Annotated in this window: 21 protein-coding genes; 14 read left to right on the forward strand and 7 right to left on the reverse strand. The window is 75.7% G+C overall.

Annotated elements, in window-relative coordinates; all coding sequences use genetic code 11:
• Positions 1 to 78: 78 nt before the first annotated feature.
• From ACWEQL_RS04675 to ACWEQL_RS04695, 5 genes are all read left to right on the forward strand, one after another.
• Positions 79 to 927 carry an S-methyl-5'-thioadenosine phosphorylase gene (locus ACWEQL_RS04675; protein ID WP_452148697.1) on the forward strand — a complete coding sequence of 283 codons (849 nt, stop codon included), beginning with the start codon at positions 79 to 81 and terminating at the stop codon, positions 925 to 927.
• A gap of 182 nt (positions 928 to 1109) precedes the next feature.
• Complete coding sequence (locus tag ACWEQL_RS04680; protein ID WP_452148698.1) at positions 1110 to 1874, forward strand: AAA family ATPase; 765 nt, start codon at positions 1110 to 1112, stop codon at positions 1872 to 1874.
• 324 nt (positions 1875 to 2198) lie between these two features.
• Entirely contained in the window at positions 2199 to 3209 is a 1011-nt protein-coding gene (locus ACWEQL_RS04685) for a zinc metalloprotease (protein ID WP_452148699.1), read from the forward strand.
• Positions 3210 to 3513: 304 nt separating this feature from the next.
• Positions 3514 to 4014 carry a universal stress protein gene (locus ACWEQL_RS04690; RefSeq protein ID WP_452148700.1) on the forward strand — a complete coding sequence of 167 codons (501 nt, stop codon included), beginning with the start codon at positions 3514 to 3516 and terminating at the stop codon, positions 4012 to 4014.
• A gap of 126 nt (positions 4015 to 4140) precedes the next feature.
• The gene (locus ACWEQL_RS04695) at positions 4141 to 4998 is read left to right on the forward strand and encodes a DNA-formamidopyrimidine glycosylase family protein (RefSeq protein ID WP_452148701.1); all 858 of its coding nucleotides are present in this window, start codon (positions 4141 to 4143) and stop codon (positions 4996 to 4998) included.
• Here ACWEQL_RS04695 and ACWEQL_RS04700 read toward each other — a convergent pair.
• The 3 genes from ACWEQL_RS04700 to ACWEQL_RS04710 form a co-directional block, all read right to left on the reverse strand.
• Complete coding sequence (locus tag ACWEQL_RS04700; RefSeq protein ID WP_452148702.1) at positions 4946 to 5581, reverse strand: uridine kinase; 636 nt, start codon at positions 5579 to 5581, stop codon at positions 4946 to 4948. The genes ACWEQL_RS04695 and ACWEQL_RS04700 overlap by 53 nt on opposite strands.
• A gap of 21 nt (positions 5582 to 5602) precedes the next feature.
• The gene (locus ACWEQL_RS04705; RefSeq protein WP_452148703.1) at positions 5603 to 6898 is read right to left on the reverse strand and encodes an outer membrane protein assembly factor BamB family protein; all 1296 of its coding nucleotides are present in this window, start codon (positions 6896 to 6898) and stop codon (positions 5603 to 5605) included.
• 135 nt (positions 6899 to 7033) lie between these two features.
• Positions 7034 to 7348 (reverse strand): DUF4326 domain-containing protein, encoded by a 315-nt coding sequence (locus tag ACWEQL_RS04710; RefSeq protein ID WP_452148704.1) that lies wholly within the window; start codon positions 7346 to 7348, stop codon positions 7034 to 7036.
• A gap of 85 nt (positions 7349 to 7433) precedes the next feature.
• Between ACWEQL_RS04710 and ACWEQL_RS04715 the strand changes: the two genes are divergently transcribed.
• The 3 genes from ACWEQL_RS04715 to ACWEQL_RS04725 all read left to right on the forward strand — a co-directional run bounded on the left by ACWEQL_RS04715 (position 7434) and on the right by ACWEQL_RS04725 (position 12675).
• On the forward strand, positions 7434 to 9998 hold the full coding sequence (locus tag ACWEQL_RS04715; protein ID WP_452148705.1) for a SpoIIE family protein phosphatase: 2565 nt from the start codon (positions 7434 to 7436) through the stop codon (positions 9996 to 9998).
• Between the two features lie 84 nt (positions 9999 to 10082).
• Positions 10083 to 11942: a sensor histidine kinase gene (locus ACWEQL_RS04720; protein ID WP_452148706.1), complete on the forward strand. Its 1860-nt coding sequence runs from the start codon at positions 10083 to 10085 to the stop codon at positions 11940 to 11942.
• A 61-nt stretch (positions 11943 to 12003) separates the two neighbouring features.
• Positions 12004 to 12675, forward strand: coding sequence for a response regulator transcription factor (locus ACWEQL_RS04725; RefSeq protein WP_452148707.1), 672 nt, complete (start codon positions 12004 to 12006; stop codon positions 12673 to 12675).
• An 81-nt stretch (positions 12676 to 12756) separates the two neighbouring features.
• Here ACWEQL_RS04725 and ACWEQL_RS04730 read toward each other — a convergent pair whose 3' ends face one another.
• Entirely contained in the window at positions 12757 to 13188 is a 432-nt protein-coding gene (locus ACWEQL_RS04730; protein ID WP_452148708.1) for an Lrp/AsnC family transcriptional regulator, read from the reverse strand.
• A gap of 70 nt (positions 13189 to 13258) precedes the next feature.
• Between ACWEQL_RS04730 and ACWEQL_RS04735 the strand changes: the two genes are divergently transcribed.
• The 6 genes from ACWEQL_RS04735 (at position 13259) to ACWEQL_RS04760 (ending at position 17716) form a co-directional block, all read left to right on the forward strand.
• Positions 13259 to 13942 carry a LysE family transporter gene (locus ACWEQL_RS04735; RefSeq protein WP_452148709.1) on the forward strand — a complete coding sequence of 228 codons (684 nt, stop codon included), beginning with the start codon at positions 13259 to 13261 and terminating at the stop codon, positions 13940 to 13942.
• Positions 13943 to 14473: 531 nt separating this feature from the next.
• Positions 14474 to 15274: a transglycosylase family protein gene (locus tag ACWEQL_RS04740; protein ID WP_452148710.1), complete on the forward strand. Its 801-nt coding sequence runs from the start codon at positions 14474 to 14476 to the stop codon at positions 15272 to 15274.
• Positions 15275 to 15505: 231 nt separating this feature from the next.
• Positions 15506 to 15688: a hypothetical protein gene (locus tag ACWEQL_RS04745; RefSeq protein ID WP_452148711.1), complete on the forward strand. Its 183-nt coding sequence runs from the start codon at positions 15506 to 15508 to the stop codon at positions 15686 to 15688.
• A gap of 95 nt (positions 15689 to 15783) precedes the next feature.
• On the forward strand, positions 15784 to 16548 hold the full coding sequence (locus ACWEQL_RS04750; protein ID WP_452148777.1) for an SDR family NAD(P)-dependent oxidoreductase: 765 nt from the start codon (positions 15784 to 15786) through the stop codon (positions 16546 to 16548).
• A 164-nt stretch (positions 16549 to 16712) separates the two neighbouring features.
• Positions 16713 to 16994 (forward strand): hypothetical protein, encoded by a 282-nt coding sequence (locus tag ACWEQL_RS04755; RefSeq protein WP_452148712.1) that lies wholly within the window; start codon positions 16713 to 16715, stop codon positions 16992 to 16994.
• A 32-nt stretch (positions 16995 to 17026) separates the two neighbouring features.
• Positions 17027 to 17716: a TIGR03086 family metal-binding protein gene (locus ACWEQL_RS04760; protein ID WP_452148713.1), complete on the forward strand. Its 690-nt coding sequence runs from the start codon at positions 17027 to 17029 to the stop codon at positions 17714 to 17716.
• A 67-nt stretch (positions 17717 to 17783) separates the two neighbouring features.
• Here the strand turns inward: ACWEQL_RS04760 and ACWEQL_RS04765 are convergent, their stop codons facing one another.
• The 3 genes from ACWEQL_RS04765 to ACWEQL_RS04775 all read right to left on the reverse strand — a co-directional run bounded on the left by ACWEQL_RS04765 (position 17784) and on the right by ACWEQL_RS04775 (position 21675).
• Positions 17784 to 19049 carry an alpha/beta hydrolase gene (locus ACWEQL_RS04765; protein ID WP_452148714.1) on the reverse strand — a complete coding sequence of 422 codons (1266 nt, stop codon included), beginning with the start codon at positions 19047 to 19049 and terminating at the stop codon, positions 17784 to 17786.
• A gap of 116 nt (positions 19050 to 19165) precedes the next feature.
• A complete protein-coding gene (locus ACWEQL_RS04770; protein WP_452148715.1) occupies positions 19166 to 19630 on the reverse strand; it encodes a (2Fe-2S)-binding protein in 465 nt (154 codons plus the stop codon).
• 14 nt (positions 19631 to 19644) lie between these two features.
• Entirely contained in the window at positions 19645 to 21675 is a 2031-nt protein-coding gene (locus ACWEQL_RS04775; protein ID WP_452148716.1) for a molybdopterin cofactor-binding domain-containing protein, read from the reverse strand.
• Positions 21676 to 22210 lie beyond the last annotated feature (535 nt).

Below are 22210 nucleotides of genomic sequence, written 5' to 3' on the forward strand. Positions count from 1 at the left end.
AGGGTGGGCCGGGGGCGGCGCCCGGCCGCCCCGGGGCCGCGCACGGGCGGCCCGAACGGCGAGGAGAGGCGGGCACCCATGGCGGACGGCACGACCGGGGCGGAGCTGGGCGTCATCGGCGGCACCGGCCTGTACGCGCTGCTCGACGAGATCACCGAGGTGAGCGTCGACACGCCGTACGGGCCGCCGAGCGACTCGCTCCTCGTCGGCGAGGCGGCCGGCCGCCGGGTCGCCTTCCTGCCCCGCCACGGCCGCGACCACCTGTTGCCGCCGCACCGGATCAACTACCGGGCCAACCTCTGGGCGCTGCGCTCGCTCGGGGTGCGCCAGGTGCTCGGGCCCTGCGCGGTCGGCGGGCTGCGCCCCGAGTACGGGCCGGGCACGCTGGTGGTCCCCGACCAGTTCGTGGACCGTACCTGCGGGCGGCCGCAGACCTACTACGACGGCCGGCCGCTGCCCGACGGCTCGCTCCCGGAGGTCGTGCACGTCCCGATGGCCGACCCCTACTGCCCGGCCGGGCGCCGCGCCGTGCTCGACGCGGCGCGCGACCACGCCTGGGAACCGGTGGACGGCGGCACCCTGGTCGTGATCGAGGGCCCGCGCTTCTCCACCCGCGCCGAGTCGCGCTGGTACTGCGCCAACGGCTGGTCGACGGTCGGCATGACGGGCCACCCGGAGGCCGTCCTCGCCCGGGAGCTGGGCCTCTGCTACACCTCGCTCAACCTGGTCACCGACCACGACGCGGGCGTGGAGGCCGGCGAGGGGGTCACCCACACCGAGGTCACGGCGGTCTTCGGGCGGCACGTCGAGCGGTTGCGCACGGTGCTCTTCAAGGCCCTGGCGAGTCTGCCGGACACCCGCGACTGCGTCTGCTCGCACGCGCTGGACGGTGTGCGAACCGGCCTTCCCGGCGTCGGGGCGGACTGAGCCGCGGGCGGCCGACGGACCGACCCGCGGGCGGTCCCGGGAACCGTCCCCGGCCGGCCGCCGTCCTGTCCGGTGGGCGGACGCGGCGGACAAAGGGCTCGGCGGCACCCGTGCTGAGCACTAGTCTTTGCTGTCTCTTGGAGGAGACCGCTCCTTCAGACGCAGGAGCAGGGGGAGTGCCGGTGTCCGAGGCGAAGGGTGTCGAACTCACGATGTCGCGGGTACCCGAACCCAGATCCGTACGCCGTGACGAGCCCGCCCCCGGCGTCCCGGCCTCCGCCACCGGTGCCTCCCGCGCCCCCGCACGCTCCGGCGCGTCGTGCGGCGGGCCGGTGCTGCGTCCGCGCGGCCTGCACGACCTGCGCCGGGGCGCCGGGCCGGGCGCCGACCGCGCCGAGGGTCGCGGCCCCGCCGCGCTGCACTACCCGGCCGACGACCTGCTGGTGGTCTCCGGCCTGCCCGGCAGCGGCAAGAGCACCCTGATGCGGCGCTGCATCCGCGGCCGGCTGATCGACTCCCAGCAGGTCCGGGAGGAGCACGCGGAGCGGCTGCCCGGTTGGCTGCCGTACTTCGTCTACCGCCCGCTGGTGCGGTTCGAGCACTACCGGCGGCTGCGCCGGGCGATCCTGGCGGGCGGCCCGCTCGCGGTGCACGACTGCGGCTCGCTGCCGTGGGTGCGGACCTGGCTGACCCGTACGGCCCGGCGCCAGGGCCGGCGGGTGCACCTGGTGCTGCTGGACGCCAGCGCCGCCGAGGCGAGGGAGGGTCAGCAGGCCCGGGGGCAGGCGGTCTCCGCGTACGCCTTCGCCCGGCACCGCGAGGCCTCGGAGCGACTGCGCCGCCGGCTGGCCGGGACGGGGACGCCGCCGGCCGGGTGTGCGTCGGCCGTGGTACTCGACCGGGCCGCCGCGCGTGCCCTGCGGGAGATCGTCTTCGTGGCGTCGTAGGCTCGGCGCGGGCGGTCCGGGCCCCAGTGCCCGGCCGTCCGTGTCGTTCCGTCAGCTCCGGCCCGTGGGCCCGGAGGGCGGCCTCGGCGCGGGCGGAGTGTCAACTTTCGGACATCTCACGGCCATCCCGGCGAGGTCTCGGGTCGGTAAATGCTGCAACTCCGACCGGGGGCACCCGGGCAGGCTTCCGGGTTATGTCCGGATTGTCGTCAGAACTTTCAGGCTGGAAGACATCTGACGCGTACACGCGGCCCTGCGTAGCCTCGGCTCGGCGGCTCCCTCACAGCCGCCGACCCCCCCCACAACTCCCCCTCAGGAGCGCAGATGCGTCGTTCTGCCCACGTCCTCGGGCGTGTCCCCAGCAGATTCCTCAGCGCCGCAGCCCTCGTCGCAGCCCTCGGGCTCACCCAGTTCGCCGCCCCCTCCTCCTTCTCCTCGCCGGCAGCGGCACAGGCCGTACCGGCCGCCTCCGCCGCCGAGTGCGTCGGAGGGGACGGTGCCGACGCGGGTGCCCGCAGGCCCGCCGGCAGCGAGGCGCACGAGCCCAACGCCGTCAGCGACGTCCAGGCCAAGGCCATGGACGTCGACCTGAAGGCGCGGATCGCCCAGCTGCAGAAGTCCCCCGAGGGCAGCCAGCTGCTGGCCACCGGCACGCTCGCCGCCACCACCGTCCCGGTCTACTTCCACGTCGTCCACGCGGGCAGCACCGGCAAGCTCACCGCGACCGACGTCAGCCGGCAGCTGTCCGTCCTGAACGCCGCGTACGGCGGCCAGGGCGCGGGCAACACCGCCACCCCGTTCCAGTTCCAGCTGGTCTCCACCGACTACACGGACAACTCCTCCTGGTACAACGGCGTCACGCCGGGCTCGACCGCCGAGAGGTCGATGAAGAGCAGCCTGCGCAAGGGCGGCGCCAACGCGCTCAACATCTACACCGCCAAGCTGGGCCAGTCGCTGCTCGGCTGGGCGACCTTCCCCAGCTCCTACCGGTCGAACCCGACCGACGACGGGGTGGTCATCCTCGACAGCTCGATCCCCGGCGGCTCGGCCGCCAACTACAACGAGGGCGACACCGCCACCCACGAGGTCGGCCACTGGCTCGGGCTCTACCACACCTTCCAGGGCGGCTGCAGCGGCAAGGGCGACTACGTCGCCGACACCCCCGCCGAGAAGAGCGCCGCGTACCAGTGCCCGGCCGGCCGGGACACCTGCACCAGCACCGGCGTCGACCCCATCCACAACTTCATGGACTACACCTACGACTCCTGCATGACCCAGTTCACCGCGGGTCAGGTGACCAGGATGTCGGACTCCTGGGCGGCCTACCGGGGCTGACGCCGGGAATCCTCCGAGACCCTGACGGGTGCGTGGGCGATGGAGCCCGCGCACCCGTCAGAACCATGTCCGGGGGCCGTCCTCGAATCACCCTTTCGAGTGGACATTTCCGGGATTGCACCGCCGCTTCCGGTGGTTGATCCGGGTGTCGCGCGAGGTGCCGCGTGACGTGCCGTGCGATGTGTGGGCCTCCGGCGGCCCGGCCCGGCGCGGCATCCGGTGGCCTTATGTCCGGTTCGATCTATGTTTGGGGTGCAAGGGATGGATTTCGTGACGCGGTTCGGTCGCGGTGAGGAGCGGTGGCATGGGCAACGGCCTGGGTACGGGGACCGAGACGGGCGCGGGCGGCGCGGGCACCCGCGCGGGGAGGATCGTGGTCGGCGTCGACGGCTCGCCCGCCTCCGAGCATGCCCTGCGCTGGGCCGTCGCGTACGCGCGGGCGGTCGGCGGCACGGTGAACGCGATCTGCGCCTGGGAGTACCCGGCCTTCTACGGCTGGTCCGGGCTCAGCGTGCCGCCCGTCGAGGGTTACAACCCGGAGGAGCTCGCGGGCCGGACGCTCTCCGACACCGTGACGAGGGTGGTCGGGGCCGAGCCCGACGTCCGGGTGACCGAGGCCGTGATGCCGGGCAACGCCACCCAGATCCTGCTGGAGGCCGCCAAGGGGGCGGACCTGGTGGTCACCGGCAGCCGGGGCCGCGGCGGGTTCTCCGGCGCCCTGCTCGGCTCGGTCAGCCGCCACCTGACCGAGCACGCCCCGTGCCCGGTCGTCGTGGTCCGGGAGCAGCCGCCCGCCGGCGACTGAGCACCCGGCCCGCGACCGCGTGCCCGACCTGCGACCGCGTGCCCGACCTGCGACGGCGCACCCACCCGGCGGCCGGGAGTACCCGTCCGGCGGCGTCGGGGCGGTTCGGCGGGGCAGGATGGAGTCATGCCAGAAGGTGACTCCGTCTACCGTGCGGCCGCCCGGCTGCACGACGTCCTCGCCGGTCAGGTGCTGACCAGCGCCGACCTGCGGGTGCCCGCCCACGCCACCGCCGCCCTCACCGGCCGGCGGGTGCTGGACGTCACCCCGCGCGGCAAGCACCTGCTCACCCGGCTCGAAGGCGGCCTCACCCTCCACACCCACCTGCGGATGGACGGCCGCTGGGAGCTCTACCGGCCCGGCGAACGCTGGGCCGGCGGGCCCGCCTGGCAGATCCGGGCCGTACTCGGCACCGACCGGGGCACCGCCGTCGGGTACCGCCTGCCCGTCGTCGAACTGCTGCGCACGGCCGACGAGGAGCGCGCCGTCGGCCACCTCGGCCCGGACCTGCTCGGCCCCGACTGGGATCCGGCCGAGGCCGTCCGGCGACTCCTCGCCCACCCCGTGCGCCCGGTCGCGGAGGCCCTGCTCGACCAGCGCAACCTGGCCGGCGTCGGCAACGTGTACGCCAACGAGCTCTGCTTCCTCGCCGGGGTCACCCCCTGGACGCCGGTCGGCGAGGTCTCCCGGCCCGACCGCCTGGTCGAGCGCGCCCGGCAGCTGCTGGACGCCAACAAGCTGCGCCCCGGCCACGTCACCACCGGCGACACCCGGCCCGGGCGCCGGAACTGGGTCTACGGCCGGGCCGGCCGGCCCTGCCCGCGCTGCGGCACACAGGTGCTGACGGCCTCGCACGGGACACCGCCGCAGGACCGGGTCGCGTTCTGGTGCCCGTACTGCCAGCGCGGCCCGGCGCCCGCGGCCGCGACGGTCAGGGGCGCTCGACCAGCGCCGGGTGGCGGGGGTCGTCGACCCGGACGGTGAGGTCGGCGAGCTCGGCGGGCCCGGTCTCGGCCTCGTAGCGGGCGAAGGCGGGCAGCGTCCACCGCTCCTCCTCCGGGGTGCGGCGGGCCAGCGCGGCCGGGGTCATCGCCAGGTGCACGGTGAACTCGAACGGCAGCCACCGGCCGAGCAGCAGCGTCCCGTCCAGCAGCAGCACGCCCCCGGGCGGCAGCTCCCGGTAGGGCGCGCGGGTCGACCGGTCGGTCACCGGGTCCCGCAGCGAGGGCAGCACCCGGGCGCTGCCGCCGGGCTCCAGTGGGTCCAGCACCTCCCGGAGCAGGGCGCCGTCGTCCAGCCAGAGGTCGTGGAAGGCGTCGGCGTCCCGCTTGCCGTACTCCAGCCGTACGGAGGCCGGCCGCAGGAAGCCCGTCGCCGGCACCCGCAGGACGGCCCGGCCGCGGGTGCGCAGCTCCTTGGCCAGCGCGTCCGCCAGCTCCCCGGGCCGGGTGGCGGGCGCGCCGTCCACGGCCACCCGCAGTCGGCGGTCCTCCTCGGCCGGCAGTCCGGTGATCCGGTCGGCGAGGTGCCGGACCAGGCGTTCGGGGGTGATGGGCTGGGCGCGCACGGCGGCTCCGGTGGGCGGGGGTCAGCTGAGGGGCAGGGCGTGGAGGGTGTCGTCGTGGCCGGCGTAGAGGTGCTCCGGCCCCGACGAGAGGGTCCAGACACCGACCCCGGGGGCGGAGTCGCGGAAGGTCCACCGCTCGGCGCCGGTGGCGGCGTCGAGGGCGCACACCCCCTCCGCGGCCGGGCCCGGGACGAGCAGGAGGGAGCCGCCGAGCAGCAGCCGGCTGCGGGAGTCGAGACGGAAGGGGAAGCGGTGGGACCACAGCTCCGCGCCGGTGTCGGCGGCGTGTGCGGTGACCAGGCCGTTGTCCCGGGGGACGTACACCCGGGGGCCGTCGGCCAGCGGCGGCAGGCAGCGCCACTCCTCCGGCGGGCGTGGGGCCAGCCGCCAGGCCGTGGTGCCGTCGGAGCCGCGCACCGCCCGCAGGCCGGAGGGGCCCTCGGGGACGTGGAGGTGTTCGGGGCCCGGCACGTGCCATTTCAGCTGTTCGTCGGCGGGCACCGACCAGACCCGGTTGCCGGCGCGGTCGAGCAGCGTCAGCCGGACCGTGCCCCCGGTCATGGTGCGGGCGACGACCCGGCCGTCGGGCAGGGCCGCGGCGGGTGGCAGCAGTTGCAGGGCGTCGTCGGCCGGGAGGACCCAGCGCAGCTTCCGCTCCTGGGTGTCCAGGGCGAACATCCGTCCGGCGTCGACCACGGTGAAGCCGTAGAGGGTGGTGGCGTCGCAGCCCTGCAGCCAGATGCCCCGCTCGCCGAGCTCCTCCGGCAGGGGCAGGCTCCAGTCGGCGGCGGGCTCGGTCAGGTGACGGCTGTCGACATGGCCGTTGGAAGTGGTGAAGAGCCGGTCCGGGCCGATCACCAGCTGCTCGTAGGGGCTGCCGGAGCCGCCCCGTTCGGCCGGGACCTCCATGCGGCGCCGGGGTGTCCCGGTGGCCGGGTCCAGGGTCAGCAGCTCGTCGCGCGACGGGTAGACGGGCAGCACCGGGCGGGAGGTCAGCCGTTCGACGGACATCGGGGCACCGCCCCGGTACGTCCAGACCGGCGCCGGGCCGCTCAGCCGGGTGGGCAGCGGCCGTGGCACCGGCGCGGGGCCGTCCGCGTCCGGGCGCCCGAAGGCCCAGGCCGCCGCGCCCGCGAGCAGTGCCCCGCCGCCGGCCAGCAGCAGCCGCCGCCGGCCGAAGGACGACCGCTCCCCGGCCCCGCTCACCACGTCGCCGGCCACCCCGTCGGACGGGCCGTCCGCCGTCGGCCCGTCCCACTCCCAGGAGGCCCCCGACTCCTCGGGCGACACCTCGCCCCCGGCCCGCTCCGACCCCATGACCACTGCTCACTTCCCCCGTGGCAGCGGCCGCACCGGCCCACCGCACTGTCCACGGAGGATATCCGAGCCACCCCCACCGCCCGCGCCGCCCGGGTCCGCACCTACCGACTCGGCCCGGCCGCGGGCCGGGGGTCAGGGCGGCGGGCCCTCGTCGGCGAGGGTGGCGAGGACCTGGGCGTGGCAGGGGAGGGGGACGCACCAGCAGCCGAGGCGGTGGCCGCGGAGGGCGGGGACGAGGGCGAGCAGCTCGGGGCGGGCGAGGAGGTACGCGCGGTAGCGGGCCAGCATCTCCTCGCGGGTGAGGTCGGGGCCCGGCCGGAAGGGACAGTGGAGCGGTGAGCCCTCCAGGTGCCAGCCGCCGCGGTGCATCGGCCGGCCGACGTAGACCACGTCCGCGTAGGACGGGTCGTCCCGGTGGCCCTTGAGGTTGACCACGGTGGTGGGCATGCAGTCATGGTGCCCCGGCGGCGGCGGGACGCAAGCGGGGGACGTTCGCCTTGACAGGGTCCTGACCCCGGCGTAGCAAGAGAGGATGCGCCAGGGTGTGCCGGCGGACCAGGACGGACCGCCTCTGACCGGCGGTACCCGGGCGGAGCGGTCGGACCCGCCCCGCCCCGCCCCCGACGATGCCGACGCCCGGGCCACGCACGATGCCGACGCCCGGGCCGCGCACGAGCGGGAGACCCTGCTCGCGACCGCGGTCCGGCGGGCCCTGAGCACCAGCGATGCGTACGGCGGCATGGTGTACCTGCGCTCGCGGGACCGCCGTTCGCTGGTCCTCAGCACCCTCGCCGGGGTGCCGCTGTCGATCATCAGCGCGTTCCGTCGGGTCGCCGCCGCGGGGCCGCTGCCGATCGCGGTCAGCTACCGCACCGGGCGGACGATCGCGATCTCCGACACCGAGGACACCATGCGGCGCTTCCCGCAGCTCGCGGTCGGCATGCCGTACGACTTCGCCTCCGCCTACGTGCCGGTCCGCGCGGGCGAGCAGACCTTCGGCGTGATCTCGGTGCTCTGGCCGGCCTCGGACGACGGCGTGCCGGAGGGCGCGCAGCGGCAGCTGCGCATCGTCGCGGACCGGCTGGCCGCCGGGCTGGCCGCGCTGGAGTCGGACGGGCACCCGGTCGAGGTGGTCGGGGACGTGCCGGTGGTGGAGCTCGCGCCGTCCGTCGAGCCGACCACCCGGGTCGGCCTCTTCGACTGGAACCTCGCCACCGGGGCGCTCTCCGTGGACGACCAGTTCTGCGAGATCTTCGGCATCGACCCGGCCGGCTTCGACGGCCGCGCCGCCAGCCTGTCCACCCGGATCGCCCCCGGCGACCTGCCCGGCTTCCGGGCCGCCGCCCGCGACGCGCTCCAGCGCGGGCAGGTGCTGGCCGCCCAGGTGCGGGTGCTGGACCGGGACGGCCACCCGTACCCGGTGGAGCTGTGGGGGCGGGTCCCCGAGGGCGGCGGCCCGGACGGGCGCGCCCACCTGGTCGGCGCCGTGCTGGACACCCGGACCGGCACCGCCGCCGCGGCCGCCGTCGAACGGCTGCTCGACGGCGTGTTCTCGCTCGACCCGGACGGCCGGATCACCTACGCCAACCACAGCGTCGAGGTCCTGCTGCACGCCCGCCGCGAGGACCTGGTCGGCCACCACCCCTGGGACGTGCTGCCCTGGCTCGGCGACCCGATCTACGAGAACCGCTACCGGGCCGCGATGCTCTCCCAGCAGCCCACCGCCTTCCTCGCCGCCCGCACCCCGGACGCCTGGCTCGCCTTCTCGCTCTACCCCGACGCCCACGGCGTGACCGGCCGCGTCGTCGCCGCCGAGCCGCCCCCCGGCCGCCCCGAGCACCCGGTGGAACCGCAGCCCGTCGGCCGCACCGGCGTCGGCGGCATGTACCACCTGCTCCAGCTCGCCAGCGCGCTCACCGAGGCGGTCAGCGTGCGCGAGGTCTGCCAGGCGGTCGGCGACCAGATCCTGCCGGCCTTCGGCGGACAGGAACTCGCCATCTACACCGTCCGCGACAAGCGGCTCCACCTGGTCTCCCAGACCGGCTACCCCGACGGCTTCCTGGACCGCTTCGAGGGCACCCCGATGGCCGCCCGGCTGCCCGGCGTCGAGGCGCTCAGCACCGGCACCCCGATCTTCTTCGAGTCGGCGCACGACCTCGCCGCCGCCTACCCCGGCATCGCGCTGGACGAGATGGGCTCCTGGGCCTTCCTGCCGCTGATCGCCTCCGGCCACCCCGTCGGCAGCTGCATCATCGGCTTCGACGAGCCCCGCCCGTTCAGCCTGGAGGAGCGTGGCCTGCTCACCGCCCTCGGCGGCTTCATCGCCCAGGCGCTGGAGCGCGCCCGCCTCTACGACGCCGAGTTCGCCCTCGCCCGCGGCCTCCAGCAGGCCCTGCTGCCGCACCGGCTGCCGCAGACCGACGGCATCCGGGTCGCCGCCCGCTACCTCCCCGGCACCCAGGGCATGGAGATCGGCGGCGACTGGTACGACGCCATCGTCACCGGCCGCGACCTCAGCCTGATCATCGGCGACGTCGAGGGCCACAGCGTCGGCGCCGCCGCCACCATGGGCCAGCTGCGCAGCGCCGTCCGGGCCTTCACCACCGGCGGCCACCCGCCCGACGAGGTCCTCTCCCGCACCAACCAGCTGCTGCTCGACCTCGACCCCGGCCTGCTCGCCAGCTGCTGCCTGATCCGGCTCACCCCGGGCGACGGCACCGCCGTGATCGCCCGGGCCGGCCACCTCCCGCCGCTGCTGCGCCACCCCGACGGCCGCACCGAGGCGCTGTACGTGGCGGGCGGCCCGCTGCTCGGCGTCGACCACCGCGCCGAGTACCCGCTCAACGACCTGCGCCTGGAGGCGGGTTCGGTGCTCGCGCTGTACACCGACGGGCTGGTCGAGGACCCGGCCCTGGAGATCGACCAGGGCGTCGACCGGCTGCGCACCGCCCTCGCCCACGAGGACGTCGTCGGACAGGACCTGGACCGCCTCGCCGAACGGCTGCTGCACGAGGTCTCCACGCACCGGATCGACGACGTGGCGCTGCTGCTCACCGCGTACGACGCGACACCGGCGGCGGCCCGGGCGGCCGGGTAGCGCGGCGCGGGCGCGACTTTCGTCGAGGGCGGCCGCGACGAACGGTGACGGTGGCCCGCCCACCGCGGCCGTTAGCCTCACCGGGTGAATGCGATTGCGGGGATCCGGCCGGCGGCGGTGCGCCGGGCCGGGGCGAAGGCGGTACGGAAGGCGCTGCCCGGGCCCTGGCGGCCCCGGCGGCTGGTGGCCGAGATCGGCGGCGCCCTGCTGCTGGGCGCACTCGCGGCCCTGTTCGAGGTGGTCAGCAGGTCCGGCCTGGCCGCCGTCGTGGGCCCGGCGGTCGCCCTGCTGTTCCTGCTGCGCCGCGGCCTGCCCGCCACCGTGCTGGTGCTCACCGCCGCAGGCTCCGGCGGGGCGGGCGGACCGCTCCTGCTGCTGGTCTGCGCCGGCTGGTCGGCCGGCGCCAGGGTCACCAGGGTGGTCACCCTGGTCTGCTCCTTCACCGGGGCGTTCGCCCTGATGACGGTGATCGGGCTGGTGAAGGACGCCGGTGCGGTGCCGTCGAAGCTGCTGCTGGGCCTCTCGCTGGGCAGTTTCCTGCTGCTCGCCGTGCTGCCCGCGCTGTGGGGCCGCTACCGGGCCCAGCGCCGGGCCCTGCTGGACGCGCTGCGCGAGCGCAACGTGCAACTGCTGCGCGAACGCGCCATGATCGCCCACCAGGCGCGGCTGCGCGAGCGTCACCGGATCGCCCAGGACATGCACGACAGCCTCGGCCACCAGCTCGCCCTGATCTCCGTGCACTCCGGCGCCCTGGAGGTGGACCGCACGCTGACCGACCGGCAGCGGGAAGCGGTCGGGGTGCTGCGGCTGGCGGCGGTCGCCGCGATGCGGGAACTGCGCGAGGTGGTCGGGGTGCTGCACGACGAGTCCACGGCCTCCGCGCCGGGCGCCGGCGCCCCGGCCGTCCCCGGCACCGGCGCCGCCGGCGTGGCGGTCGGCGGGGTGAACGGCATCGAGCGGCTGGTCGCGTCCTCGCGCGCCGCCGGGACGGCCGTCACCCTGGGCCAGGACGGCGAGCGCCGTCCGATGACCGCGGCCGTCGACCACGCGGCGTACCGGATCGTGCAGGAGGCGCTCACCAACGCCCACAAGCACGCCCCCGGCGCGCCGATCACGGTGGCCCTGCGCTACGAGCCGGACGCGCTGGTGGTGGAGGTCGCCAACGCGCCCGCCCCGGTGCCGGTCGGCGCGGGCGCGGACGGCGGCGGTACGGACGGCGGCGCGGGCACCCGGGTGGTGGTCAGCGGCGGGCAGGGCCTGACCGGACTGCGTGAACGCGCCCGGCTGGTCGGCGGCATGGTGCACGCCGGCCCCACCCCGGACACGGGCTTCCGGCTCGCCGCGGTGCTGCCGTACGGCGGCTCGCCCGACGGCGCCGCGGCGGGGGACGGCGACGGTGACGGTGACGGTGATGGTGAGCCGGCGTACGGAGGTGGCGCGTTGGTGGTCGGTGGCGCGGCATCGGGCGGTGGCGCGTTGGCGGGCGGCGTCGCGACGCCGGTGCGGTCCGAGGAGCCCGGCTTCGGGGTGTGGGACCGTACGGCCGCCGACACCGGGGCGCGTGCGGCCCGCGGACGCCGGATCAGTCCCGCGGTCGGCTGCGCGGTGGGCGGGCTGATCGTGCTGTTCACCGTGCTCGGCCTGCTGGTGTGGGGGGTGGTGGCGCTGGTGCGCACCACCACCGACGCCACGGTGGAGAAGTCGGTGTACGACTCGATCGCCGTCGGCGAACCGGAGGCGCAGGTGCGGCGCAGACTCCCGGCCGGCAACTCCTTCTTCACCAGGGACCTGGAGAAGGCCGGCCCGACCCCGCCGGCGGGGTCGTCGTGCGTCTGGTTCCTGTCCGGGGAGACGGCCGAGAGCTGGGGCCAGGACAACGCGGCGCGGTTCTGCTTCAAGGACGGCGTCCTGGTCGAGAAGCAGCACTACCTCGTGAAGATGTGAGGATGTGACGCGGTGCCGCCCGACCGGCACCCGCGCCCACCTATCGAGGGGATGACCAGCAGTGATCCGAGTCCTCGTCGCCGACGACGAGCCGCTCATCCGGGCCGGGATCAGGATGATCCTGTCCTCCGCCGACGACATCGACGTGGTCGCGGAGGCCGCCGACGGCCGGGAGGCCCTGGAACTGGCCCGCGCCCACCGGGTGGACGTGGTCCTGCTGGACATCCAGATGCCGGTGATGGACGGACTGACCGCGCTGGGCGAGCTGCCCCGGGTGGCGCCCGGCGCGCGTGCGCTGATCCTCACCACCTTCGGGGAGCGGGACAACGTGCTGCGCGCGGTGACGGAGGGCGGCGCCGGCTTCCTGCTCAAGGACACCGCCCCCGGCGAGCTGATCCAGGCGGTCCGCGCGGCGGCCACCGGCAACGCCTTCCTGTCGCCGGCCGCGACCCGGCATATCGTGGACAGCCTGGCCGGCGGCAGGGGCGCCGCGGCCGCCGGCCGGGGTGCGGCCGCCCGGCGCCGGCTGGAGGTGCTCACCGCGCGCGAGCTGGAGGTGCTGGCCCTGCTGGGTGAGGGACTGTCGAACGCGGACGCCGGGGCCCGGATCCACATGAGCGAGGCGACCGTGAAGACCTACGTCAGCCGGATCCTGGCGAAGCTGGGCTGCGAGAACCGGGTGCAGGCGGCGCTCCTCGCCCGGGACGCGGGGCTGGACGGGGTGACGGGCTGACCCGTCGGGCCGGCTGACGGGCGGCCGGTTGATCGTCGGGCCGGGCGGGTGGCTGAGCGGTCGCAGGGCCGGGCGGGTGGCTCAGCGGGAGGCGAGCCGCAGGGCGATCCGGGTGTTGGAGTGCGCCACGCCGGCGTCGTGCTTGAGCCGGCGCAGCAGCTGGTCCAGGGCGGCGGCGTCGCTCGCGCGGGCGCGCAGCAGGTAGTCGTACTCGCCGGTGACGTGCGCGGCCTCGGTGATCCCGGGCAGCCGCAGGGCCGTCGTCTCGAAGGCGTCGCTGTCGGTCTCGGGCCGCAGCCGGACGTCGATGAAGACGGTCAGGCCCGGACGGGTGACGTCCGCGGCCGGGTCGATCAGTGCGGTGAAGCCGCGGATCACCCCGGTGCGCACCAGCCGGCGTACCCGGTCGGCGGCGGCGTTGGCGCTCAGGCCCACCCGGGCGCCGAGATCCCGGTAGGAGATCCGCGCATCCGCGCGCAGCTCACCGAGGATCTCCCTGTCGAGGTCGTCCATGCCGTGATTATCGCGGCGGACGCCGGAATCGGGCAGCGGGTTTCCGGGCCCGCGGGGCACGGTGGCCGACATGACGTTCGAGGTGGAGGCCCTGGTGGGGGCGGCCGCGGCGGGTGGCGCCGCGGGCCTGGGAGTGGCCGTGCCGCTGGGCGCGGTCGGGGTGCTGGTGGTGGAGGAGGGGCGCCGGGGGTGGCGCGCGGCGGTGAGCGCGGCGTGCGCGGTCGCCTTCGTCGACACCTTGTACGCGGCGCTGGCGACGGTGCTGGGGGCGCGGCTGTCGGAGGCGCTCGCCGGGTGGGAGCCGTGGACGCGGGCGGTCGCGGCGCTCCTGCTGGCGGTGGTGGCGGTGCGCGGACTGCTGGGGCTGCGGCGGCCGGTGTCCGCGGAGGTGTCGGCGGCGGTACCCGGCGGGGCCGGCACCGGGGCTGACGGAGGGTCGGGAGAGGGGGTCGGCGGGGGCCCGGGGCGGGGCGTCGCGGGGACGTTCCTGCGGTTCACGGGCCTGACGATGGTCAACCCGACGACGGCGCTGTACTTCGCCGCGCTGGTGACGGGAGGGGGCGGCCCGGGTGGCGTGGCGGCGGGGGCCGCGTTCGTGGCCGGGGTGTGCGTGGCCTCGCTGACGTGGCAGCAGTTCCTGGCGGTGGTGGGGGTGTCGATGGGCGCGCGCCTCTCGCCGAAGGCGCGGCGGCTGACCTACTGCGCCGGGTACGGGTTGGTGGGTTATTACGCTGTGCGACTGATCTGGCCGTGATGGGTGACGGCTGTGGCTGGTGCCACCAAGACAGGTGGCGGAATCGGGAACTCCGCTTGGTGCGGTGACGGATCGTTATATGACGATCGCTTCGGGTGGAGCTCGCGGGCGGCTTTGCCGGGGCATTGGTGTGATCGGGGGCGCATTGGCGGCCTTCTCGATCACGATAATCCTCTCAAAGGATGACATTCCCGGCGCGATTTCTTGATCGTTACCGCCGGTAACAGTCGGCTGACCTGCGCCGTCAGGGAATCGCTTGATGACTGACCGCAACCGCCCGTAGCTTCTTGGGCGGTGCAACGAGCACCACCCGGGTTCACCCCGATGCACGGCCCGCCGGCTGACCCCCGGTGCGAGGGCCGTGCCCGCCGACCGGCCGAGCTCGGACCGGGCCGGCGGCGAGCGGGGGACGCCGGGGCGGCACGGCACGTCGGACACGTGCCCGGCCGCCCGTCGAGTGAGGTGAGCGAAACGTGGCCCCACCGGGGCCTGGTTCCGCATGCCTGCCCGGGGCTTGTCGAGAGGATGTTCATGACTTCCGGTCACGAGACCACCGCCACCACCTCCTCCAAGGCCACCACCAAGCGCAACCGAGTCCGCGTGGCCGTCGTGGCCGGCGCCGCCGTCGTGGCGCTGCCGGTGGCCGGCCTCGTCTCGGCCCCCTCGGCCTCGGCCGCCTCCGCCTCGACCTGGGACGCCGTCGCCCGGTGCGAGAGCGGTGGCAACTGGTCGATCAACACCGGCAACGGCTTCTACGGCGGTCTGCAGTTCACCGCCAGTACCTGGCGGGCGTACGGCGGCACCGCGTACGCGCCGCAGGCGAACCAGGCCAGCAGGGCGCAGCAGATCGCCGTCGCCGAGAAGGTGCTCGCCTCGCAGGGTCCCGGTGCCTGGCCGGTCTGCTCCAGGAAGGCCGGTCTGACCAGGGGCGGCGCGCCGGCCCAGGTCGACGCCGCCACCGAGGCCAAGCCGGCCGCGCCCAAGGTCCAGGCTCCGAAGCCGCAGCCGCCCAAGCCCGCCCCCAAGTCCCAGCCCGCTCCCAAGTCCAAGCCCGCGCAGGCCGGGCCGGCCCAGAAGCCGGCCGCTGCCCCGACGCCTGACCGGAGCTCCAGCGACGCCACGCGATCGGCGCGGACGCCGACCCCGGCGGCCCCGGTCAACTCCCCGAGGAACGGCGCCCCCACCGGCACCTACACCGTCAAGAGCGGCGACACCCTGAGCGAGATCGCGGTCACGTTCGGCACCGACGTGCGGAGCCTGTACGCGAAGAACGTCAAGACCATCGGCGGCGACCCGGACCTGATCTTCCCGGACCAGGTGCTGGACCTCTGACCCCTGGTCGGACCACGGCCGGCCACCCCTCCGAGGGGCGGCCGGCTCCGGCGCGTGGGCCCGGTGCCCGGGCCTGTGTGCGGCTTTCGGCCCATGACCGGGCGGGGTCGCCCCGGTGTCCGCGTCAGTGGGCTCGCGGGGTGCCGAAGCTGATCGGTGACCACGAGTCGACCGGTTCCCCCGTCGCCGCCGACAACACCATGAACCGCGAGCGCGGGCTGAGCGGCGTCAGTGGCCGGGTTCTCGTACCGGGCGCGGCGCCATCTGCTGACGCTGGAGGGCGGGCGCGAGGTGCGGCTGCCGTTCGACCACCTCGGGGCGGATCCCGCGGCCGGCCCCGACCGGACGGGCCGGCCCGCCGTGGCCCCGTACTACCGGGACGCGTCGGGCGTCGGCGCCCGGGCCGATAGTTGAACGTTGAACGCGACGTCCGAATACCGCCGGACCCGTGATCGCCGGCACCCGATGATCGAGTCATGTCCGAGAACACGACAGCGAGGTCGGGGGAGATGGCGATGAGCACGACCATGGTGGCCGCACGGCTGGCGGGCAAGGCGGCGCTGGTGACCGGCGGCAGCCGGGGGATCGGCGAGGCGGTCGCGCTGCGGCTGGCCGAGGAGGGCGCCGACGTGGCGCTCACCTACCGGGACAGCGCCGAGCGTGCCGAGGCGGTCGCGGCCGAGATCGAGGGAATGGGCCGCCGCGCCTGGGCCGTACGGGCCGACAGCGCCGACCCCCGGGCGATCCGGGAGGCCGTGGACGCGGTGGCGACGCGGTTCGGCCGACTCGACATCCTGGTGAACAACGCGGGCGTCGGCGTGGTCGGCCCGATCGAGGAGATCGACGAGGCCGACATCGACCGGGTGCTGGACGTCAACGTCCGGGGGCCGCTGCTGGCCTCCAAGGCCGCTCTCGCGCACCTGGGCGAGGGTGGACGGATCGTCACCATCGGCAGCTGCATGGCCGAGCGGGTCGCCTTCCCCGGCGGCTCGGTGTACGCGACCAGCAAGGCGGCCCTGGCCGGGCTCACCAAGGCGCTGGCGCGGGAGCTCGGGTCGCGCGGCATCACCGCCAACCTGGTGCACCCCGGTCCGACCGACACCGACATGAACCCGGCCGACGGGCCGAGCGCCGAGTTCCAGGCGGGCTTCACCGCGCTGGGCTCGTTCGGCACCCCGGCGGACGTGGCCGGCACCGTCGCCCACCTGGTGGGCCCGGAGGGCCGCTACATCACCGGTGCCGCGATCGCGGTGGACGGCGGGTTCGCGGTCTGAGACCGGCGGGCCCTTCGGGGGCGCGGCCCCACCCGGGTGGTGAACCGCCATCCGGGCGGGGCTGCGCGCCGGTCCGCGCTCGGCGCACGCCCGCGGGTCATCATCGGCGGGGGTGCCGGGAACGACCCCGGGGACCGGGCGGAGCGAGCAGAGGGAGACGGCGGATGGCCACCTTGCGGATCGAGCACGTGCTGACCGACTACCACATCTGGAAGCGGCTGTTCGACGCCGACCCGCTGCACCGCGAGCGCTCCGGCGTGCGCGGGTACCGCATCCACCGGGCTCCGGGGCCGTCCCAGTTCGTGGCCGTCGACCTGGAGTTCGACACCGTGATGCAGGCCGAGGACTTCCTGGGCCGCCTCAAGGAGATCTGGGCCGGCCGGGCCGACCTCGCCCACGACCCCCACGGCTGGGTGGTCGAGACCGTCGCGACCCACCGCTACTGAGCGCGCGCCCGCCCACCCGAGGGAGACACCGCATGACCGGGAACGACGACGTGGCCGGAAACGATGACACGGCCGGGAACGGCGGCACGGCCGGGAACCACGACGCCGCCGGGAACGACGACGCGGCCGGGGGCGCGGCCGATCCGATCGGCCGGCTCGCCAGCGTCCTCGCGCAGACCGCCGGGCTGATCGACGGCGTGGGCGAGGAGCAGCACGGGCACGCCACGCCCTGCCGCTCGTGGACCGTGGGCGAACTCCTCGGTCACCTGGTCCACGACCTGAGGCAGTTCACCGTCACCGCCGAGGGCGGACGGCCGGACTGGGAGGACCCCGTCGACCGGGTGGACGCGGACTGGCTGCACGTCTTCGAGGCCGGCGCCGAGGACCTGGTCGCGGCCTGGCGGGAGAACGACGACCTGACCGCGGAGTACGAGAGCGGCTCCGGAGCCACACCACCCCGGGGCTTCCTGCTGGACCAGCAGGTGGCCGAGTTCGCCGTGCACGGCTGGGACCTGGCCCGGGCGACCGGCCAGTCCACGACCGGGCTGGACCTCGACGCCGCGCAGGCCTCGCTGGCCTGGGGGAAGGGCGCGCTGCGCCCGGAGTTCCGGGGCACCGAGGCGGACGGCCACCGCTTCGGCCCGGAGGTGGCGGTGGCCGGGGACGCGCCCGTCTACGACCGGCTGGCGGCGTTCTTCGGGCGCGACCCCGGCTGGCGCTGAGGCCCGGTGTGGTGCGGCTCGCTGCGGTGGGCCACCTCGGGCGGTGAGCCCGGCTGCGGCGGACCGGTCAGTCGCGGCTCCAGCGGAAGGCGATCTCCGGGTAGCGCTGGGCGGGTCCGTCCAGCAGCGGGGAGCGATGGCCCCTCAGGAAGCGGTCGAAGAACGCCCGGACGTACACCCTGACCAGCTCGGTGGAGCGCTCGGCGGCGACGGTGCCGAGCAGTTCCGCGTACAGCTCGGGCGGCCAGACCCCGGCGACCCCGCCCGGCCCGGCGAAGTGCGGCACGTCGGTGAAGGTGAGGTGACCGGCGCCGCCGAGTCGCAGCTGCCGGCCCCAGGCGCGCTGGTGCTCGCGCCACTGCTGCCAGGTCGCGTGGTCCTCCAGCGAGGTGAGCAGCAGGAACGGCCGGTCCAGGCCCTCCTGCGCGACCGGCGAGCCGAAGAGGCCGCCGTCCAGGTCGAGCCCGGCGGCGAAACGGCGGTCCTGGCGGATCGCCTCGGCCGCCGCCGCGCCGCCCATCGAGTGGCCGAGCACGCCGATCCGCCCGGGGTCCGGGCAGGGCAGGCCGCCGCGGCCCGGGGCGGCGAGCCGGCGGCCGGTCAGCTCGGTGGCGACGAACCGCAGGTCACCGACCCGGACGGCGATCTCCTTGCGCTCCTGCGCGTCCCAGTCGTCCGGGGTCTGCGGCAGTGCGCCGAGCACCAGCCGACCGTCCGGGAACTCCACCGCGCCGGCGTCGTAGGTGTGGTCGATCGCCGCGACCAGGTAGCCGTGCGCGGCGAGCTCCTCGGCCAGCGCGGTGCAGTCGCTGCGGTGGCCCCCGCGGCCGTGGCCGAGCAGCAGCAGCGGCAGCCGGCCCGGGAGGGCGGGCGCGTCGAGCCGGGCGTGCGGGCGGACGGCGGCCAGGGTGCCCGGGTTCAGCGACAGGTCGGCCTCGATGGTGGCGGCGACCCCGGGCGAGGTGTACGGCGCGAGGGGGCGGCCGGGCGCGGGGAGCGCCGGGTACCAGAGCTGGACCATCAGTTCGCGCGGCCGGGGGGTCGGGGCGAAGGGGTCCTCGCGGTCCCGGTCGACCAGGTGCAGCGCGGTGGTGCCGACCGGCCGCCGGACGGTGGGGGCCGGGAGTCCGCCGGACGGCCGCGGGACGCCGGATTCGGTGCCGGCTCCGGCCGGTGCGGAGGGTCCGGCGGGTGCGGCCGGGGGCGCCGCCGGGGTGGCGGGCGGCGCGGCCGGAGGCGCTGCGGGCGCGGCCCACGCGGAGGCCGTCGGCAGGGCGAGGGCCGAGGTGCTGAGCCCGGCGAGGGCCAGCAGCGATCGGCGACTGATCATCATCCACCCCTGGGGTAGGCACATGTGGTGCCTCCTCACCCTAGATGGTCTGGACCATTGTGCCTAGGGTCGGGCCGGGCCGGGTCGGATCGAGGCCGGGTCAGGCCGGGGCCGGGGGCTTAGGTGATCGGGCCCAGGGCGGCCGCCCGCTTGATCGCCTCGCGGATGCGCGGGTAGGTGCCGCAGCGGCAGACGTTCTCGATCCGGTCGATGTCCGCGTCCGTCGGGGAGGGGTTGCGGCGCAGCAGCGCGACCGCCGTCATGATCTGGCCCGGCTGGCAGAAGCCGCACTGCGCGACGTCGCACTCCAGCCACGCCTCCTGCACCGGATGCAGCACCTCGCCGTCCGCGAGGCCCTCGATGGTGGTGACCCGACGGCCGGCGCAGTCCTTGACGGCCACGGTGCAGGGCTGGAACTCCTCGCCGTCCAGATGGCTGGTGCAGGCGCGGCAGACGCCCACCCCGCAGCCGTACTTGGGGCCGGTGACGCCGAGCCTGTCGCGCAGCACCCAGAGCAGCGGCATGTCGTCCGGCGCCTCGACGGTGACCGGCCGCCCGTTGAGGACGAAGGTGTGGCTGGGCATGGTTCGGCGCCCCTTCAGAAGTCGATCGGGAACGAGCGGGGGCTGGTGCCGGTGGCCCGGGCGTAGGCGTTGGCGACCGCGGCGCAGGCGGCGGGCACGCCCAACTCGCCCGCGCCGCCCGGGGATCCGCTCGGCGGCAGCAGGTGGATCTCCACCTCGGGCGGGCTGTGCCGCTGCCGGGCGTAGCGGAAGTCGGCGAAGCTGCCCTCGCGGACCGCGCCGTGGTCGATGTGGTTGCCCGCCTGCAGGACCACCGAGATGCCGTCGATCAGCGCCCCCGTCAACTGGGCCTCCAGCCCATGGGGGTTGACCGCCCGGCCGACGTCCGCGGCGATCACCGCCCGGGTCGCCCGGGGCCGCCGCGGATCGGTGGCGTCCAACTCGACCAGGTAGGCCGCGCAGGAGCCGTGCTCGTCGTGGAAGCCGAAGCCCTGCGCGTGCCCGGCGGGCATCGACCGGCCCCAGCGCCCGGCCTGGGCGGCCTTGTCCAGCACGGCCCGGGAGCGGGCCCCGCGCAGCCGGGCGCGGCGGAAGGCCACCGGGTCCTGGCCGAGGCGGCGGGCGATCTCGTCCATCATGATCTCGTCGGCGACCCGGACCGTGCCCGAGTAGACCGAGCGCCAGCTACCGGTGTGCATCTCCAGCGGCAGTTCGGAGAGCAGCTGGGTCACCACGCCCAGCTCGTACGGATTCTTCTCGCTGAGCAGGAAGAAGCCCTGGGCCAGGCTGAGACCGGCCGCGTCCAGGTCGAAGCCGGCGCCGGTCAGCGCCTCGCCGAGACCGTGCCGCAGGTCGGTGGCGACGGTGGCCACCCGGTGCTCGTAGGTGAGCACCTGCCCGAGGGCGTGGGTCGCGCGGACCCGGTGGTGGCTGGCGGGCCGGAGCCGGCCGTGCCGCATGTCGTCGTTGCGGGTCCACATCAGCTTGACCGGCCGGCCGGCCGCCCGGGAGACCCGGGCCGCCTCCAGCGCGGCGTCGAAGAACAGCCGGCGGCCGAACGAGCCTCCGCCGCGCACCACGTGGACGGTGACCGCGTCCTGCGGCAGGCCCAGTTCGGCGGCGATGGTCTGCTGCGCGACGATCGGGGCCTGCGCGGCGAACCAGAGCTCGGCGCGGTCGGCGCGGACGTCGGCGACCGCGGTCAGCACCTCCATCGGCGCGTGGTTGACGAAGGCGAAGTCGAACTCGCCGTCCACGTGCAGGGTGAGCAACGGCGGTACCAGGAACGGGAGGTGGGTGGCGCGCAGCCGTTCCCGGATGTCGGCGTCGGAGAGGGCCGCGACCGGGCCGGGCCGCCAGGAGAGCCGGAGCGCGTCGCGGGCCTTCAACGCCTGGTCGAAGGTCTCGGCGAGCACCGCCACCCCGGTCGGGATCCGGACGATGCCCAGCACCCCCGGCATCGCGCGGGCGGCGGAGTCGTCCACCGAGGCGAGGGTGCCGTTGATGGTCGTCGGGCGGGCGACCACGGTGGGCACCGCGCCGGGCACGGCCAGGTCACCGGCGTACCGGGCGCGCCCGGTGACGATGTCGCGGGCGTCGATCCGGCCGGTGGGCCGGCCGACCAGGCGCTGCTGCCCGGCGCTCCGGGGTGTGGTGGGCACCGCGGGGACCGTCACATCGGCGGCCGCGGCCGCGAGTTCGCCGTAGCCGGCCCGGCGGCCGTCCGGGGCGAGCACCGCGGAGTCGGCGGTGCGCAGGGTGTCGGCGGGCAGGCCCCAGCGCCTCGCCGCGGCGGTGACCAGCCGGGCCCGGGCGGCGGCGGCCGCGGCGCGCACCGGGTCGTACAGCGAGCGCACCGAGTTGGAGGCGGCGGTGAGCTGGTTGAACAGCAGGTCCGGGCGGCCGTCGGAGAGCGGGACGTCGACGTCGCCGAGGCGGGCGTCCAGCTCGTCGGCGACCATCATCGCCACGGCGGTGGTCAGGCCCTGGCCGACCTCGGTCCGGGGCAGGTGCAGCACGGCGCGGCCGGCCGGGGTGACCTCCAGCACGAGGAGGTGGGCGGTCGGCAGGCCGGCCAGGATCAGCGCGTCGCCGAGGTCGACCACGTCCGGGATGCCGGGCAGGCCCAGGAGTTGGGGTGGGGCCTCGGCGGGCGCGGTGGCGGTCGGGGCTGCGGCGGTTGCTGCGGTGCTGGCGGTGCCGGCGGGTGCCGGGGCGGCGGCAGCCTCGGTCGCCTCGGCCGCTCGTACGGCGACGGTGAGGGTGGGGGCGGCGAGCAGGTAGCTGAGGAAACGCCGTCGGGCGACCGGGGGGCGGGAGGGGGAGGGGCCGGGTGCGGGCGGCAGGGGCGCGGGATCGGGGGCGGCCTCGGTCCCGGCCGCGGGTCCGGGGGGAGTGCTGGAGGTGGTGATGGCGGGCCCCTTCGAGCGGGCGACGGTCCCGGGCGGGCGTCACCCGGACGCCCCCGGCCCGGGCCGGCCGGGTCGCGAACGCGGTCGAGCATAGGAGGGCGCTACTGACGGGTCAACACGGTCGGTCCGGGCCGTTCGAGCACCTGAACGGCCGTCCGGCCGGGCCGGCGGGGGCGGGTCGTCCGCGTCCGGGTCGGACCGTACGGGTGTCCTGGGCGGATGCGCGAGC

The organism is Kitasatospora sp. NPDC004240, from assembly GCF_053603215.1.

Bases quoted from the DNA above. Each gene is read 5' to 3' on its own strand.
- ACWEQL_RS04675 (WP_452148697.1), top strand. From the start codon at position 79: ATGGCGGACGGCACGACCGGGGCGGAGCTGGGCGTCATCGGCGGCACC.
- ACWEQL_RS04685 (WP_452148699.1), top strand. From the start codon at position 2,199: ATGCGTCGTTCTGCCCACGTCCTCGGGCGTGTCCCCAGCAGATTCCTC.
- ACWEQL_RS04690 (WP_452148700.1), top strand. From the start codon at position 3,514: ATGGGCAACGGCCTGGGTACGGGGACCGAGACGGGCGCGGGCGGCGCG.
- ACWEQL_RS04695 (WP_452148701.1), top strand. From the start codon at position 4,141: ATGCCAGAAGGTGACTCCGTCTACCGTGCGGCCGCCCGGCTGCACGAC.
- ACWEQL_RS04705 (WP_452148703.1), bottom strand. From the start codon at position 6,898: ATGGGGTCGGAGCGGGCCGGGGGCGAGGTGTCGCCCGAGGAGTCGGGG.
- ACWEQL_RS04710 (WP_452148704.1), bottom strand. From the start codon at position 7,348: ATGCCCACCACCGTGGTCAACCTCAAGGGCCACCGGGACGACCCGTCC.
- ACWEQL_RS04715 (WP_452148705.1), top strand. From the start codon at position 7,434: ATGCGCCAGGGTGTGCCGGCGGACCAGGACGGACCGCCTCTGACCGGC.
- ACWEQL_RS04730 (WP_452148708.1), bottom strand. From the start codon at position 13,188: ATGGACGACCTCGACAGGGAGATCCTCGGTGAGCTGCGCGCGGATGCG.
- ACWEQL_RS04735 (WP_452148709.1), top strand. From the start codon at position 13,259: ATGACGTTCGAGGTGGAGGCCCTGGTGGGGGCGGCCGCGGCGGGTGGC.
- ACWEQL_RS04740 (WP_452148710.1), top strand. From the start codon at position 14,474: ATGACTTCCGGTCACGAGACCACCGCCACCACCTCCTCCAAGGCCACC.
- ACWEQL_RS04750 (WP_452148777.1), top strand. From the start codon at position 15,784: ATGGCGATGAGCACGACCATGGTGGCCGCACGGCTGGCGGGCAAGGCG.
- ACWEQL_RS04755 (WP_452148712.1), top strand. From the start codon at position 16,713: ATGGCCACCTTGCGGATCGAGCACGTGCTGACCGACTACCACATCTGG.
- ACWEQL_RS04760 (WP_452148713.1), top strand. From the start codon at position 17,027: ATGACCGGGAACGACGACGTGGCCGGAAACGATGACACGGCCGGGAAC.
- ACWEQL_RS04765 (WP_452148714.1), bottom strand. From the start codon at position 19,049: ATGATGATCAGTCGCCGATCGCTGCTGGCCCTCGCCGGGCTCAGCACC.
- ACWEQL_RS04770 (WP_452148715.1), bottom strand. From the start codon at position 19,630: ATGCCCAGCCACACCTTCGTCCTCAACGGGCGGCCGGTCACCGTCGAG.